The sequence below is a fragment of the Nocardia sp. NPDC057440 genome (genome assembly GCF_042802915.1).
Lineage (GTDB): Bacteria > Actinomycetota > Actinomycetes > Mycobacteriales > Mycobacteriaceae > Nocardia.
This window is the reverse complement of record NZ_JBHVDF010000013.1, coordinates 48,732-63,281: the sequence shown is the minus strand read 5'-3', so window position 1 is coordinate 63,281 and position 14,550 is coordinate 48,732. Positions and strand designations below refer to the sequence as shown.

Sequence of the window (14,550 nt, the reverse complement as noted above, 5' to 3'; positions counted from 1 at the left end):
TGGGGGTAAGTGGTTCGGGATCAGACGCCGACAGCGGCGAGCTCGGCCTCGATGGCCGACTCCAGCCGCTCCCGGATCTCGGGGACCGCGATCTTCTGGATGATTTCTTGGAAGAAGCCGCGCACCACCAGGCGTCGCGCCACATCCTCCGGAATACCGCGGGAGCGCAGGTAGAACAGCTGCTCGTCGTCGAAACGGCCGGTAGCGCTCGCGTGACCCGCGCCGACGATCTCGCCGGTCTCGATCTCCAGGTTCGGCACCGAGTCTGCGCGCGCGCCGTCGGTGAGCACCAGGTTGCGGTTCACCTCGAAGGTGTCGGTGCCCTCGGCGGCCGCACGAATCAGCACATCGCCGATCCACACGGTGCGGGCGTCACCCTTGGGCGAATGCGGATCGCCCTGCAGCGCACCCTTGTACAGCACGTTCGACTTGCACTTCGGCTGCGAGTGGTCGACGAGCAAGCGCTGCTCGAAGTGCTGGCCCGCGTCGGCGAAGTAGAGGCCGAGTAGTTCGGCGTCGCCGCCGGGGCCTGCGTAGCGGACGGTTCCACTGAGGCGAACCAGGTCACCGCCGAGCGTGACCGCGATGTGGCGCAGCGTGGCGTCGCGGCCGAGCAGCGCGTGGTGCGCGGTCGCATTCACGGCGTCGTCGGCCCAGTCCTGGACCGCGACGACGGTCAGCTTCGCGCTGTCACCGAGCACGAACTCCACGTTCTCGGCGTAGGTTCCGCTGCCGCGCTGGTCGATGACCACAGTGGCCGTGGCGAAGTTGGCCAGCCGGATCTGCAGGTGACCGTAGGCGGTCTTATCCTCGCCGGGACCGGTGACCGTGACGATCACCGGTTCGGCGACCTCGGTCTCCGCATCGACCGACACGATGGTCGCCGACTCGAAGCCCGAGTACGCCTGGGCGGCAACGCGATCCGACGGCACGCCGGCCTCGCCGAGGCGAGAGTCGGTACGCGCCACGGTCTCCACCTTCACATCGGCGACCGAGCTGACCTCGACCGTGGCCTGTCCGTCGCGCACCGCGGTGCCGTCGTGCAGGCCGCGCAGTCGACGCAACGGCGTGAACCGCCACGCCTCGTCCTTGGAGGAGGGCACCTCGAAGGCGTTCACGTCGTAGGAGGTGAACACCTCACCCTTGTTGGTCGCGGAGCCGGCGCCCGGGTTCTGAATCGGCTTGGCCGTAGGGTTCTCGCCCTCGACCGCTCCAACAACGCCAGTCGCCATCAGCCGACGGCCCCTTCCATCTGCAGCTCGATGAGCCGGTTCAATTCCAGTGCGTATTCCATCGGCAGTTCCTTGGCGATGGGCTCGACGAACCCGCGCACCACCATCGCCATTGCCTCGTCCTCGGTCATGCCGCGGCTCATCAGGTAGAACAGCTGGTCCTCGGACACCTTCGACACGGTGGCCTCGTGGCCCATCGTCACGTCGTCCTCACGGATGTCGACGTAGGGGTAGGTATCCGAGCGGCTGATCGTATCGACAAGCAGCGCATCACATTTCACGGTCGACTTGGAGCCGTGCGCGCCCTTGTTGACCTGAACGAGGCCGCGGTAGGAGGCCCGGCCACCGCCGCGCGCCACCGACTTGCTGATGATGGTCGAGGAGGTGTGCGGCGCCAGGTGCAGCATCTTCGCGCCAGTGTCCTGGTGCTGACCCGGACCGGCGAACGCCACCGAGAGCACCTCGCCGCGGGCGTACTCACCGGTCATCCAGACCGCCGGGTACTTCATCGTGACCTTGGAGCCGATATTGCCGTCGACCCACTCCATGGTCGCGCCCGCCTCGGCCTTGGCCCGCTTGGTGACCAGGTTGTAGACGTTGTTCGACCAGTTCTGGATCGTGGTGTAGCGGCAGCGGCCGCCCTTCTTCACGATGATCTCGACGACCGCGGAGTGCAGCGAGTCCGACTTGTAGATCGGCGCGGTGCAGCCCTCGACGTAGTGCACGTAGGCGTCTTCGTCGACGACGATCAGGGTGCGCTCGAACTGACCCATGTTCTCGGTGTTGATCCGGAAGTAGGCCTGCAGCGGGATGTCGACGTGCACGCCCGGCGGTACGTAGATGAACGAGCCACCCGACCACACGGCGGAGTTCAGCGCGGAGAACTTGTTGTCGCCGGCCGGGATCACGGTGCCGAAGTACTTCTGGAACAGCTCCGGCTGCTCCTTCAGTGCGGTGTCGGTGTCGAGGAAGATGACGCCCTGCTTCTCCAGGTCCTCGCGGATGGAGTGGTAGACGACCTCGGACTCGTACTGTGCCGCGACACCGGATACCAGGCGCTGCTTCTCCGCCTCGGGGATGCCGAGCTTGTCGTAGGTGTTCTTGATGTCCTCGGGCAGGTCTTCCCAGGTCTCGGCCTGCTTCTCACTGGAACGCACGAAGTACTTGATGTTGTCGAAGTCGATGCCATCGAGGTTGGAGCCCCAGTTCGGCATGGGCTTGCGATCGAAGATGCGCAGCGACTTGAGGCGGTAGTCCAGCATCCAGTCCGGCTCGCTCTTCTTCGCCGAAATGTCGCGGACAACCGCCTCGGAGAGGCCTCGTTGCGCGCTGGCACCGGCCACATCCGAATCGGCCCAGCCGTAACCGTATTTGCCCAGTGAAGCGATGGTCTCTTCCTGAGTGAGCGGTTGCACCTGGTCGGTGGTTGTCGTCATTCGGCACTCCTTCCGGAGTCGTTCGTACGTCCCGCTGCGGGCTGTGCAGCGGTTGATGGAGAAGCTGACTTCGTATCGGTAATAGGGGGAACCAACAGCGGCACGTGGGTGGTGCACGCACAATCGCCGTTGGCGATCGTCGCAAGCCGCTGCACATGGGTTCCGAGCAGGTCCCGGAAAGCCTCCAGTTCGGCCTCGCACAGCTGCGGAAATTCCTCCGCCACGTGGGAGACCGGGCAGTGGTGCTGACAGATCTGCACGCCAGAGCCCACTTTGCGAGTGGTCGCGGCGAAACCGGCGTCGGTGAACGCCTCGGCGATCTCGTCCGCCTTCGCGGTGGTCGTCTCCGGCGTGTGCTCACCGACCGGCTCGATGCCTGCCACGATGGTGCGCGCCCGCTTGCGCGCGAACTCGGTGATGGCCTGGTCGCCGCCGATCTCGCCGAGCTGCCGAATGGCCGCGCCGGCCAGGTCGTCGTAGGCGTGCCCTAACCGGCCACGGCCCACGGAGGTGAGCTGGTATTGCTTGGCGGGCCGACCGCGGCCCTTCTGCTGCCAGGGCGCCGACCGGCTGGCCCTGGCCTGACCGGAGTCGATGAGCGCATCGAGATGGCGACGGACCCCGGCCGGGGTCAAGCCCAGCTTGGTTCCGATGGCGGTCGCGGTGATCGGTCCGTCTTCCAGCAGCAGTTGGACGATGGCTGCCCGCGTATGCCCCTCACCGCTCGGGACGAGGGTCGCGGGCGCGGCCGACGACGCGGCGCCGGTGCGGCGACCGGCCCCGGAGTCCTCGTCATGCGGCAAACCCACGGTTTTCACAACACCAGTGTGACGGAATTCCTTCCCGGAATCTAATAAGGGTGCCCTGACCCAGGGTGCTCGTGACCTGCCGATGAACCCCCGCGAGCCCGACAATCACGCGATTCTTCGACAGCCAGATGTTCGCTAGCAGAATTGCGAGGTCGCACCTGTGACCGATCACACTGCGTCACGCTGCTGAACATCCGAGCAATGACCAGTGAGGACAAGGATTCGGCGAGTGGGAATCACCGGTATCCGAATATTCGCCGACGTCCGTTCGATCACTCGGTGACGATCACGGCGACACCGGCCACAGCATCCTGCTCGGGCTCCCCACCGGTGGCTGGTGCGACCGCGCGCTACACCGGTCCGCCCCGACGATCGACCGCCGCCTGCCGAGATCCCGCGCAGCGCGACAAGCCGAAACCAGGCCGCCAATTCCGCGCCACCGGCGCCGGTCAACGGCCCGAGATCGGCGGCTGCCGTCCGCCACGGTGAGGGCACCCGCATTCCTCTAGGCTTCGTCTCGTGGCGGTACTCGACAGCGCGCGGCGCAGCACCAAGGCATTCGGACGCCGGGTACTCGGACTCGACGCGCCTGCCGCCGATCACTCTGTCGTCGCGGTTCTGCATCGCGATGAATCAGAGGTCCCGGAGCTCGACCGCCGGGAGATGGCGCAGCTCGATCGGATCCGCCTGCTCGGCGCGACCGGGACGGTGCTGATGGTGATCAGCGCGCTCGGCGTCGGGGCCCAGCCGGTGCTGCAGAATCCCACCTCGGGCATCCGCATCATCGCGATCTTCGGGCGCGCGCACACCGGGTCGCTGGCGGTGTGCATGGTCGGCACCACGATGGTGGTGCTCGCGTGGCTGCTGCTCGGCCGTTTCGCGGTCGGCGGCCTGGGTGGCTCGCCCCTGCACCGGCTGACCCGCTCGCAGCTCGACCGCACGCTGCTGCTGTGGATCCTGCCGCTGTGTATCGCGCCGCCGATGTTCAGCAACGACGTGTATTCCTATCTGGCACAGAGCGAGATCGCCGCGCGCGGCATCGACCCCTATGAAATGGGGCCGGCCCAGGCGCTCGGGAACGACAATGTGCTGACGAGAAATGTCCCGAACATCTGGCGCGAGACGCCGGCACCGTACGGCCCGCTGTTCCTGTGGATGGGGCGCGGCATCGCCGCGCTGACCGGCGACAACATCATCATGGGCGTCTGGATGCACCGAATCCTCGCGCTGGCCGGAGTCGCGCTGATCGTCTGGGCGCTGCCGCGGTTGTCGGCGCGCTGCGGGGTGGCGCCGGTGAGCGCGCTGTGGCTCGGCGCGGCCAACCCGTTGGTGCTGTTCCATCTCGTCGGCGGCGTGCACAACGACGCGCTGATGCTCGGGCTGATGCTCGCCGGCTTGGAGCTCTGCCTGCGCGCGATTGATATCGAACCGTTCGACGGACGGGCCTACGCGCTGTTGATCGGCGGGGCGGTGGTCATCACCTTGTCCTCGTCGATCAAGATCACCTCGATTGTCACCATGGGATTCGTCTGGGTCGCGCTGGCCCGCAAATGGGGCGGCGGTATGCGCTCGCTCGTCATCTCCGCCGCGCTACTCGGCGCGATCGCCCTCAGCACGACAGCTGTGATCAGTTCACTGAGCGGCCTCGGGTTCGGCTGGGTCCATACGCTCAACACCGCGAGCGCGGTGCGCAGCTGGATGTCGCTGCCCACCGCGGTCGGTATCGTCACCGGATTCGGCGGCGTGCTGCTCGGCCTCGGCGACCACACCACCGCGATGCTGAGCATCACCCGGCCGATCGCGGCAGTGGTCGCGGCGTTTGTCACGGTGCGCATGCTGGTCGCCACCGGGACTGGGCGATTACATCCGGTCGGTGCGCTCGGTGTCTCGCTCGGCGCCATCGTGCTGTTGTTCCCGGTGGTGCAGCCCTGGTATCTGCTGTGGGCGATCGTGCCGTTGGCGGCGTGGGCGACCCGGCCGATATTCCGCGTGCCCGCCATCCTGTTCTCGGCGATCGTCAGCGTGCTGCAGATGCCGCGCGGCGGGGAGTTCGAGGTCTTCCAGATCGTCGGCTCGGCGATCGTCACCGTGATCGTGTGCCTGCTGTTCATCGTGGTCACCCGCAATGCGCTGCCGTGGCGCGGTCAGTCGGGGGTGTCGGCTCCGTCACAGCAGCCGACGTCCTACGGTGTCTCATCGTGACCGTAGCCTCCGGACCCACCGTGCGCATCGACGGCGTCGTCAAGCGTTACGGCGAGACCACCGCGGTCGACGGGATCAGCTTCGATGTCGAGCGGGCGCAGGTGCTCGCACTGCTCGGCCCGAACGGCGCGGGCAAGACCACGACCGTCGAAATGTGTGAAGGCTTCGTGACGCCCGATGCCGGGTCGGTGCGGGTGCTCGGCCTGGATCCGATCGCCGACTCCGATCGTCTTCGGCCACGTATCGGCGTGATGCTGCAGGGCGGCGGCGCCTACCCTGGCGCGCGGGCGGGCGAAATGCTCGACCTGGTCGCGGCCTACTCCGCCGACCCGATCGACCCCGATTGGCTGCTGAAAACCCTTGGCCTGCAAGACAACCGGCGCACCCCATATCGCCGTCTGTCCGGCGGGCAGCAACAGCGGCTCGCGCTGGCCTGTGCGCTGGTCGGCAAGCCCGAGATCGTGTTCCTCGACGAACCGACCGCGGGCCTGGACGCCCAGGCCAGGCTGATCGTATGGGAGCTGATCGACGCGCTGCGCCGCGACGGGGTCACCGTCCTGCTCACCACCCACCTGATGGACGAGGCCGAACAACTCGCCGACCAGCTGGTGATCATCGATCACGGCAGTATCGTCGCCTCCGGCACGCCCGCCGAGGTGACCGCGCACGGCGCCGCCGGACAGCTACGCTTCTCCGCCCCACCGAAACTCGATCTCGAACTGTTGAAAACGGCACTGCCGGAAGGTTTCTCGCCGCGTGAGACCTCGCCGGGCTGCTACCTGGTCGAGGGCGAGATCGATCCGCAGGTGCTCGCGACAGTGACCGCGTGGTGCGCCAGGGTCAACGTGCTCGCCACCGATATCCGGATCGACCAGCGCCGCCTCGAAGACGTCTTCCTGGAACTCACCGGACGGGACCTACGCGGATGAACCAGCCCGATCTCGCCGGAAACCGATTCGCGCCCGGCACCTTCACCCCCGACCCGCGCCCCAACGGCTGGGTCTCCATGATGCGTGCGCAGACCAGACTCGAGCTGATCCTGTTGCTGCGCAATGGCGAACAATTGCTGCTGACCATGTTCATCCCGATCACGCTGCTGGTCGGGCTGTCCCTGCTGCCCTTCGGCGACCTCGGCAACGACCGGGTGAACAAGCTCGTGCCCGCGGTCATGATGGTTGCCGTGATGTCCACCGCGTTCACCGGGCAGGCCATCGCGGTCGGCTTCGATCGTCGCTACGGCGCGCTCAAACGTCTCGGCGCGACCGCGCTGCCCCGCTGGGGCATCGTCGGCGGCAAGTGCGCGGCGGTGCTGATCGTGGTGGTGTTGCAGGCCATCCTGCTCGGCGTCATCGGCTTCGCGCTGGGCTGGCGGCCCGATCTCGGCGGACTGGCGCTCGGCGCGCTGGTGATCGCCGTGGGCACCGCGACCTTCGCGGCTATGGGGCTGCTGCTCGGCGGCACCCTCAAGGCGGAAATCGTGCTCGCTCTCGCCAATATCCTGTGGTTCGTGATGCTCGGTGTCGCCAGCATCGTCTTCGCTTCCGACGATCTGCCGACCGTGGTGAACGTGCTGGCCAGGCTTGTCCCCTCGGGTGCGCTGGCGGTCACTCTCGAAGACGCGATGCGCAGCAGCGTCGACTGGTTCGGCATCGCGGTCCTCACCGCGTGGGGCGCGGTGTCCGCGCTCCTGGCAACCCGTTTCTTCCGCTTCGACTGAGCCACACAACGACACCACGTAGTAGACCGGGTGAATCGCCCCGCCCCGCTGCCGCTACCATCGTTCGCGTGCTGTATCGCGCATTTTTGCGACTCGTCGACAAGCTTCCGCTCCCCTCACTGAAGGCGCAGCGTTGGATCGCGGTCGCCGTCATCCTGTCGCAAGCAGGCATTGCGGTCACGGGCGCGATCGTGCGCGTCACCGCTTCCGGTCTCGGCTGCCCGACCTGGCCGCAATGCTTTCCCGGCAGCTTCACCCCGATCGGCGTCTCCGAGGTCCCGGTCCTGCATCAGACCGTCGAGTTCAGCAACCGCCTGCTGTCGTTCGCGGTGACCCTGTGCGCCGGACTCATCGTGCTGGCCGTCACGCGCGCCCGCCGCCGCCGCGAGGTGCTGGTCTACGCGTGGTTGATGCCGGGCGGCACCGTCCTGCAGGCGATCATCGGCGGCATGACCGTCCGCACCGGCCTGCTGTGGTGGACCGTCTCTGTGCACCTGCTCGCGTCGATGCTCATGGTCTGGGTTTCGGTGGTGATGTTCGCGAAGGTCAGCGAACCCGACGACGGCATCGAAGTGATCCAGGCCCCCGCCCCGCTGCGCTGGCTCACCGCACTCAGCGGCGTCGCCCTCGCCGCCGTGCTCGTCGCGGGAACCCTGGTCACCGGTGCCGGTCCGCACGCGGGCGACAAAAGCATCGAGCGCCAGGTCGAACGCCTGCAGGTCGAGATCGTCACCCTGGTGCACCTGCATTCGCAACTGCTTGTCGGTTACCTGGCTCTGCTGATCGGCTTGGCCTTCGGGCTGTTCGCGGTCGGCATCACGCCCGCCGTCCGCTCCCGGCTGTTCGTGCTGCTCGGCCTGGTCGGCGCGCAGTCGCTGATCGGCGTCGTCCAGTACTTCACCGACGTGCCCGCAGCTCTCGTCGCGATCCATGTCGGTGGCGCCGCCGCCTGCACCGCCGCCACGGCCGCCCTCTGGGCATCATTGCGCACCCGCGAACACGTCTCGGCGACACTGCCGGAATCCGCCGCTCGGTCCGCGTAGGACGCCGAGCCGCGAGCTCGCTCGCCGCATCCCTGTTCATCGCTGCTTGCCCGATGAGCTGTGGGCGGTTCGAGCGCATCTCGCCGAGCCATCAGGATTTCGATGTCTCTTATAGTCGATCCTATTGGTGCCCCGATGAATCGCTGCCTACCGTTGTCCTAGCGACGGACTGACGATCTGGATACGAACTGTCAGCACGTCGACAGAATCCCCGATCAGGAGGCAACTGATGTCGAAGATCCTTTTCGTCATGACCGGCGTCGACTATTGGACGCTGGCCGACGGAACCAAACACCCGACCGGCTACTGGGCCGAAGAGGTGGTCGCGCCGTACACAGCGTTCAAGGCCGCCGGCCACGAGATAGTGGTCGCCACCCCGGGCGGTGTGGTGCCGACGGTCGACAAGGGCAGCCTGGCACCCGAGGTGAACGGCGGCCAGGAGGGTGCGGCCGCGATTGCGGCGGTGCTGGACGCGGCGACCGAGCTGCGGCAGCCCATCCGGCTGGCGGAGGTGAAACTCGCCGACTACGACGCCGTCTATTACCCCGGCGGACACGGCCCGATGGAAGACCTGGCCGTGAACGCCGAATCGGGCGAGCTGCTCAACGCGGCGCTGGCCTCGGGCAAGCCACTCGGCGTTGTCTGCCACGCTCCGGCCGCCCTGCTCGCCACGGCCGTCGACGGCAGCTCACCGTTCGCGGGCTACCGGGTCACCGGTTTCACCAATGCCGAAGAGACCCAGGCCGGCTTCGCGGACAAGGCCAAGTGGCTGCTGCAGGATCGGCTCGTCGACCTGGGTGTCGACTTCCGCGAGGGCGCGCCGTGGGCTCCGCACATCGAGGTCGATCGCACCCTCTACACCGGCCAGAACCCGGCATCGTCGGCGCCGCTGGCGGCCGAGCTGGTCAAAGCATTGGGCTGAAGCACGGTGGCCGCCGACCGGACCGACGAGGTGCTCGACGCCACGGCGCGCTGCCTTGCGCGCTACGGCGTTCGACGCACCACGATGGACGACATTGCCGGCGAGATGGGTATGTCGCGGTCGGCGGTCTATCAGTACGTGCACAACAAAGAAGACGCTGTCCGCCGCCTGAGCGCGCGCTTGCACGACCGAGCGCTGCGGCGGGCACGCCAGGCCGCGGCCGAGCACGCGCCCGTCGCCGAACGGGTGCACGAAATCCTCACGGCCAAGCTCGATCTCGCCACCGGACCGTTCGCCGACTCCCCGCACGCCGCCGAATTGCTCGATGAGCACACACGATTGAGCGGCGACATCTGCCGTGGCTTCACCACTGAGCTGCTCGCGTTGCTCAGAGCGGTGTTCGCCGAGGCGGCCGCACCGAGTCCCGACGACGCGGCGCAGATCTGCTTGGCCGTGCTCGTCGGACTGATCGCCGCCGACCGCACCGAACTGCTGCGCCCGGCCGTCGGCGCCGCGGTTTCCGGGCTCGGTGTTCCAGCCGATGTCGAGCTCGCCGCGACCAGCCCGGTCCGATCGCGGGTGCGTGGCTAGCGAGCCGGTGCGCCAGCGTGCTGGAGCCAATGCACTATCCACCCCGTCCGCGGCGATGCCGTCCGCGCAGGCGCGGACGATGCGTGCCCGCCGAAGGCGCCGCCGGGCATATCCGGGGCGGTTGAGGTGTTGCCCGCAATGGTGGAACGCGCCATCCGCGCCGCCCCACACCACGACGTGCGCGCGACATTCGATGAATCAACGACGTGATCAGGGAGTTACCGTATGACCGCACAGACAACGTCTCGCCCGGCCGACGCCTCGGGCACCTTCGCGCTCGGCGGCGACCTGCCGATCAATCGCCTCGGGTACGGCGCCATGCAGATCACCGGTGCCGGCGTCTGGGGCGACCCCGATGACCCGGCCGAAGCCGTTCGCGTCCTGCGCCGCGCGGTCGAGCTCGGCGTCAACTTCATCGACACCGCGGACTCCTATGGACCGTTCGTCAGCGAGAGCCTCATCCGGCTCGCCCTGCATCCCTACACCGACGATCTGGTGATCGCCACCAAGGGCGGTCTGACGCGGTCGGGCCCCGGCGACTGGCGGCCGGTCGGCAGGCCCGAATATCTGCGCCAGCAACTGCATTTGAGCCTGCGCCACCTCGGGCTCGAACAGATCGATCTCTACCAGCTGCACCGTATCGATCCGGCCGTCCCGCTCGCCGATCAGCTCGGTGCGCTCGTCGAACTACAGCGAGAAGGCAAGATCCGCCACATCGGGGTCTCGGAAGTGACCGTCGAACAGCTGAAGCAAGCTCGGGAGATCGCCGACATCGTCTCGGTGCAGAACCTCTACAACCTCGCCAATCGCAAGGCCGAAGATGTGCTGGACTACGCGACGGCCGAAAACATCGCCTTCATTCCCTGGTTCCCCATCGCAACCGGCGAGCTCGCCCGCCCCGGCGGTCCGCTCGACACCTTCGCCGCGGAGCACGGCGCGAGCCCGTCTCAGCTGGCACTGGCCTGGTTGCTGCGCCGCTCCCCTGTCGTGCTGCCGATCCCCGGCACCTCCAGTGTCGGGCACGTCGAGGAGAACACCGCGGCAGCGACGATCACGCTCTCCGATGCGGAATTCGCTGCGCTCACCGACTCGGTCTGACCGACGTTCGCCGGGGCGGCGCCGATCGACGCCGCCCCCGCGAATGGGCGCCCGCTTCCCGCGCGCAGTGCGACCTGCGGTCTACTACCTGGGATCAATCCGCAGCCACCGGGAGCACGCATGGAAATCGGGTTCAGCACGTTCCTGACCGACGAGGGCATCAGCCCGGCCGAATTCGCCACCGGCGTCGAAGAACGTGGTTTCGCGGCACTCTTCCTGGCCGAGCACACCCACATTCCGGTCGCGCGGCGCACACCCTACGGCTCCGGCGAACTGCCGCGCGCCTACTTCCGTTCACTCGACCCCTTCGTCGCACTGTCGGCCATCGCGGCGGTCACCGAACGAGTGCGGATCGGGACTGCGATTGCTCTTGTCACCCAACGTGATCCGATCATCTTGGCCAAAGAGGCCGCCACCCTCGACCGGATCAGCGGCGGCCGATTCGAGCTCGGCGTCGGCGCGGGGTGGAATCTCGAGGAGATCCGCAACCACGGCACCCGTCCGGGATCACGGACACGGCTACTGCGCGAGCGGGTCCTGGCAATCAAGGAACTCTGGACGCGGGAGCAGGCGGAATTCCATGGCGAATTCGTCGATTTCGATCCGGTGTTCCAGTGGCCCAAACCATTACAGCGACCGCACCCGCCCGTCCTCATCGGCGGCATGGGCCCCACCGTGCTCCAGCGCGTGGTCGACTACGCCGACGGCTGGATGCCGTTCGTGTCCTCGGTCGGGGCCATCGATAAGCTGGCGCACCGCATCGCCGAGCTCGACAACCTCGCCGCGCACCTGGGCCGTGCACCCAGAGTGGTTTCCGTGGTCGTGACCACCGCTGTGTCCGCGGATGACGCCGCGCTCGTCGTGGACCGACTGGCCGAACTCGGTGTGCACCGAGTGATCTTCAACCTCGACGCGCTGCCCGCTGCGGAAACCCACGCGCTACTGAACACCTACGCTGCTGCCTGCGCGGATCATCTGCCTCCTGCCGAGTAGCACTCCGCGCGCAGAACTCGTCAGCGCAGACGGCGTACATTCGGCCGTAAGCGAACCGTAAAGACCGAGTGCGGGAAGCGGTTTCGGAGTTCGCGAGGTCTACCGTGAAGAAGTCGAACCGCGGTGGGGTCGGAGGTGTTGGTGGCGACGGACGTGATCGGCAAGATCGCACGCGTGACAACGGTGATCAGGCCGGACCACCTCGGCGAGGTATTGATCGAGGTGCGGGCCGCAGGGGGTGACCTCGGCATTGGCGGAGATCATCCAGCAAGCCGGCGCTCTTACGTCCATCGCCCGCGAATCACTGCTTCCTGCAATGAATCTCAATCGGGCATCCGTCAAGGAAAACGGCCAGGTGGATCTCGACCTGCCAAAGTAGGCGACCACGAAGCGGTCCCGCGCGTGACGTCCGCCCTCCCGGGCATGAAGTCCGGGAGAGACGGATAGACCGGAGCCACCGGCTGAGGACTATCTCTTCCTGGCGCGGTAGGCCGCGACGGCGTTTCGGTTTCCGCACGCGGTGCTGCAATAGCGGCGAGATCTGTTGCGAGACAGGTCGAGAACGAGGCCCGCGCACATACTGTCGGCACAGAGGGACAGTCGGCTCAGCTCGTCGGAACGGATCAGATCTATCATCGCCATCGCGGTCTCGACGGCGATCCGGACGGGCAGCGGAGCCTCCGCGGGCACCGCGTGAATGTGGTAGTCGATATCACCGTGCCGGACGAGTTGCGGAACCGCCCGATGCTTCGCCAAAGTCTCGTTCACCAGCTGGACTGCCGTGCCGCGGTCGCTGGTGAGCATCCGACGTAGTGGCGCCCGCAATGCACGCACCGCCCCCAGCTCCGCGTCGTCGCCGGTGTGCACACCGGTATAGACATGTTTGACGAAAAACTCATCGAGCTGGGCGATCTCAGTCAATGTGTCCGGCTCCTCCGCCGAGTTCACCAACTCCACCGCCGCAAGCAGCGCCGCTTCGGTGTCATGAGCAAATGTCATGTTGACATATTACCAACTCGATTCTAGCGTCATTACTCATGGCGACGATGACTCATGACAGTGCCGCACAGCGGCGACTGCGCTCCGGACTGATCTGCGCGGTGCTGTCGGCATCGTCGTTCGGGCTTTCCGGACCACTGGCACGCGGCTTGATGAACGCGGGATGGAGTTCGGCGTCCGTGGTGGCCGTCCGCGTGCTCGTAGCCGCTGCCGTGCTCGTGCCGATCGCCGCGGTGCAGCTGCGCGGCGACTGGCAGCTGTTGCGCCGCAACGCCGCCCTGATCACCGCCTATGGACTGCTCGCCGTCGCAGGCACCCAACTGGCGTATTTCAACGCGGTCGCCCATATGGAAGTCGGAGTGGCACTGCTCATCGAATACACCGCCCCGATCGCGGTGGTGAGCTGGCTGTGGTTGCGCCATCGCCAACGCCCCGGCGCGGCGACGGTCGCGGGCGCCGTGCTCGGTACCGCCGGTCTCGTCCTGGTCATCGATCTGCGCTCCGGCCTCACCACCAGCTGGGTCGGCATCGCGTGGGCCCTCGCCGCCATGATCGGGGCGGCCGCCTATTTCATTCTCTCCGCCCACGGCGACGGCACGCTTCCTGGCACCGTCCTCGCCGCGGGCGGACTCCTCATCGGCGGACTCGGCCTGCTGGCAGCGGGCGCGATCGGCATCGTCCCCCTGCACGCAACCACGAATCCCGTTGTCTTCCAAGACTTCACCATCGCGTGGTGGCCACCGGTCCTGGCCCTCGGCGTGGTGACCGCCGCCCTCGCCTACGTCTCCGGCATCGCCGCCACCCGCCTTCTCGGCTCCCGCCTGGCGTCCTTCGTCGCCCTCTTCGAAGTCCTGGCCGCCCTCACCTTCGCCTGGGCCCTCCTCGGCGAGGCCCCCCGCCCGATCCAACTCCTCGGCGGCGCGCTCATCCTCACCGGCGTCGTGGTCGTCCGCCGGGGCGAACCCACCGGCGCCTCCGACTCCGGCGACGCGCAATCACTGTCCGTAGGACAAGCGAAGATTCGCGAAGAGCAGGTGATTGAGCCGACGTCGTAAGTGTCCGACCTTGCTCTGGTCCGGCGCTTCGTCCGATGTGAGCACAGTGAACCGGAGCAAGGTCTCACCGTTCCGGACAGCTGTGAGCTCGAAGTGCACCCGGTCGGCGGGCCTGCTGGGCCACAGCGATGACCACACGACGCTGCCGGGTCGCTGCGCCTCGAGGACGCTGGGCTCGACTTCGTCGGGCAGCAGATCCAGCCACGACCGAGTAGCAGGCCGACGCGGCTGCGTGAGCGAGTCCCACACAACGTGCGGAGGCGCGGGCAGCCTGCGCGCCCGCGAACCTAGTGTGATCACCACAGCAGCGTAGGGGGTGGGTGGTCATGAGCAGTGCGAACGAGCGCGTCCGGCTGCGTGTCTGTGGCACACCGAATCGGAGAACGTCACCGCGGGCGTCACCGCAGCTGTGCCGTGGTCGCCGCCGACGCTGCCCTGTTCTCGGATGGCGAG

15 protein-coding genes are annotated in these 14,550 nt (G+C 67.2%); 10 read left to right on the top strand and 5 right to left on the bottom strand.

Annotation, left to right across the window (positions count from 1 at the left end; genetic code table 11):
• Positions 1–20: 20 nt before the first annotated feature.
• Genes sufD through ACFU4Z_RS24970 form a run of 3 tightly spaced genes read right to left on the bottom strand, consistent with a single transcriptional unit; the run spans position 21 to position 3,486 of the window.
• Positions 21–1,232: a Fe-S cluster assembly protein SufD gene (gene sufD / locus ACFU4Z_RS24980; RefSeq protein WP_379067034.1), complete on the bottom strand. Its 1,212-nt coding sequence runs from the start codon at positions 1,230–1,232 to the stop codon at positions 21–23.
• Complete coding sequence (sufB, locus tag ACFU4Z_RS24975; protein ID WP_379067032.1) at positions 1,232–2,668, bottom strand: Fe-S cluster assembly protein SufB; 1,437 nt, start codon at positions 2,666–2,668, stop codon at positions 1,232–1,234. Before sufB ends, sufD begins: the two co-directional genes overlap by 1 nt.
• Positions 2,665–3,486, bottom strand: a complete 822-nt coding sequence (locus ACFU4Z_RS24970) for a helix-turn-helix transcriptional regulator (RefSeq protein WP_379067030.1) — start codon at positions 3,484–3,486, stop codon at positions 2,665–2,667. The genes sufB and ACFU4Z_RS24970 overlap by 4 nt, the downstream gene beginning before the upstream one ends.
• Positions 3,487–3,996: 510 nt before the next feature.
• Here ACFU4Z_RS24970 and mptB point away from each other — a divergent pair.
• From mptB to ACFU4Z_RS24925, 9 genes are all read left to right on the top strand, one after another.
• A complete protein-coding gene (gene mptB, locus ACFU4Z_RS24965) occupies positions 3,997–5,679 on the top strand; it encodes a polyprenol phosphomannose-dependent alpha 1,6 mannosyltransferase MptB (protein ID WP_379067027.1) in 1,683 nt (560 codons plus the stop codon).
• Positions 5,676–6,608, top strand: a complete 933-nt coding sequence (locus ACFU4Z_RS24960; RefSeq protein WP_379067025.1) for an ABC transporter ATP-binding protein — start codon at positions 5,676–5,678, stop codon at positions 6,606–6,608. The genes mptB and ACFU4Z_RS24960 overlap by 4 nt, the downstream gene beginning before the upstream one ends.
• Positions 6,605–7,396 carry an ABC transporter permease gene (locus ACFU4Z_RS24955; protein ID WP_379067023.1) on the top strand — a complete coding sequence of 264 codons (792 nt, stop codon included), beginning with the start codon at positions 6,605–6,607 and terminating at the stop codon, positions 7,394–7,396. Before ACFU4Z_RS24960 ends, ACFU4Z_RS24955 begins: the two co-directional genes overlap by 4 nt.
• Before the next feature lie 68 nt (positions 7,397–7,464).
• Positions 7,465–8,439, top strand: coding sequence for a heme A synthase (locus tag ACFU4Z_RS24950; protein ID WP_379067021.1), 975 nt, complete (start codon positions 7,465–7,467; stop codon positions 8,437–8,439).
• A gap of 229 nt (positions 8,440–8,668) precedes the next feature.
• Positions 8,669–9,361, top strand: coding sequence for a type 1 glutamine amidotransferase domain-containing protein (locus ACFU4Z_RS24945; RefSeq protein WP_379067019.1), 693 nt, complete (start codon positions 8,669–8,671; stop codon positions 9,359–9,361).
• Positions 9,362–9,367: 6 nt separating this feature from the next.
• Positions 9,368–9,952, top strand: a complete 585-nt coding sequence (locus ACFU4Z_RS24940; RefSeq protein ID WP_379067017.1) for a TetR/AcrR family transcriptional regulator — start codon at positions 9,368–9,370, stop codon at positions 9,950–9,952.
• Between the two features lie 225 nt (positions 9,953–10,177).
• Positions 10,178–11,050: an aldo/keto reductase gene (locus ACFU4Z_RS24935; protein WP_379067014.1), complete on the top strand. Its 873-nt coding sequence runs from the start codon at positions 10,178–10,180 to the stop codon at positions 11,048–11,050.
• Positions 11,051–11,170: 120 nt separating this feature from the next.
• The gene (locus ACFU4Z_RS24930) at positions 11,171–12,043 is read left to right on the top strand and encodes an LLM class F420-dependent oxidoreductase (RefSeq protein WP_379067012.1); all 873 of its coding nucleotides are present in this window, start codon (positions 11,171–11,173) and stop codon (positions 12,041–12,043) included.
• A 238-nt stretch (positions 12,044–12,281) separates the two neighbouring features.
• Entirely contained in the window at positions 12,282–12,422 is a 141-nt protein-coding gene (locus tag ACFU4Z_RS24925) for a hypothetical protein (protein WP_379067010.1), read from the top strand.
• 89 nt (positions 12,423–12,511) lie between these two features.
• Here ACFU4Z_RS24925 and ACFU4Z_RS24920 read toward each other — a convergent pair whose 3' ends face one another.
• Entirely contained in the window at positions 12,512–13,042 is a 531-nt protein-coding gene (locus tag ACFU4Z_RS24920; RefSeq protein ID WP_379067008.1) for a CGNR zinc finger domain-containing protein, read from the bottom strand.
• A 38-nt stretch (positions 13,043–13,080) separates the two neighbouring features.
• Here ACFU4Z_RS24920 and ACFU4Z_RS24915 point away from each other — a divergent pair, with 38 nt between their 5' ends.
• Positions 13,081–14,097 carry a DMT family transporter gene (locus tag ACFU4Z_RS24915; protein ID WP_379067006.1) on the top strand — a complete coding sequence of 339 codons (1,017 nt, stop codon included), beginning with the start codon at positions 13,081–13,083 and terminating at the stop codon, positions 14,095–14,097.
• On the opposite strand, the gene ACFU4Z_RS24910 is transcribed toward ACFU4Z_RS24915, so the two are convergent.
• Complete coding sequence (locus ACFU4Z_RS24910; protein WP_379067004.1) at positions 14,038–14,397, bottom strand: hypothetical protein; 360 nt, start codon at positions 14,395–14,397, stop codon at positions 14,038–14,040. The two genes, ACFU4Z_RS24915 and ACFU4Z_RS24910, sit on opposite strands and share 60 nt — an antisense overlap.
• Positions 14,398–14,550 lie beyond the last annotated feature (153 nt).

Coding starts and splice junctions, on each gene's coding strand:
- sufD (WP_379067034.1), bottom strand. CDS start 1,232: ATGGCGACTGGCGTTGTTGGAGCGGTCGAGGGCGAGAACCCTACGGCC.
- sufB (WP_379067032.1), bottom strand. CDS start 2,668: ATGACGACAACCACCGACCAGGTGCAACCGCTCACTCAGGAAGAGACC.
- ACFU4Z_RS24955 (WP_379067023.1), top strand. CDS start 6,605: ATGAACCAGCCCGATCTCGCCGGAAACCGATTCGCGCCCGGCACCTTC.
- ACFU4Z_RS24945 (WP_379067019.1), top strand. CDS start 8,669: ATGTCGAAGATCCTTTTCGTCATGACCGGCGTCGACTATTGGACGCTG.
- ACFU4Z_RS24935 (WP_379067014.1), top strand. CDS start 10,178: ATGACCGCACAGACAACGTCTCGCCCGGCCGACGCCTCGGGCACCTTC.
- ACFU4Z_RS24930 (WP_379067012.1), top strand. CDS start 11,171: ATGGAAATCGGGTTCAGCACGTTCCTGACCGACGAGGGCATCAGCCCG.
- ACFU4Z_RS24920 (WP_379067008.1), bottom strand. CDS start 13,042: ATGACATTTGCTCATGACACCGAAGCGGCGCTGCTTGCGGCGGTGGAG.
- ACFU4Z_RS24915 (WP_379067006.1), top strand. CDS start 13,081: ATGGCGACGATGACTCATGACAGTGCCGCACAGCGGCGACTGCGCTCC.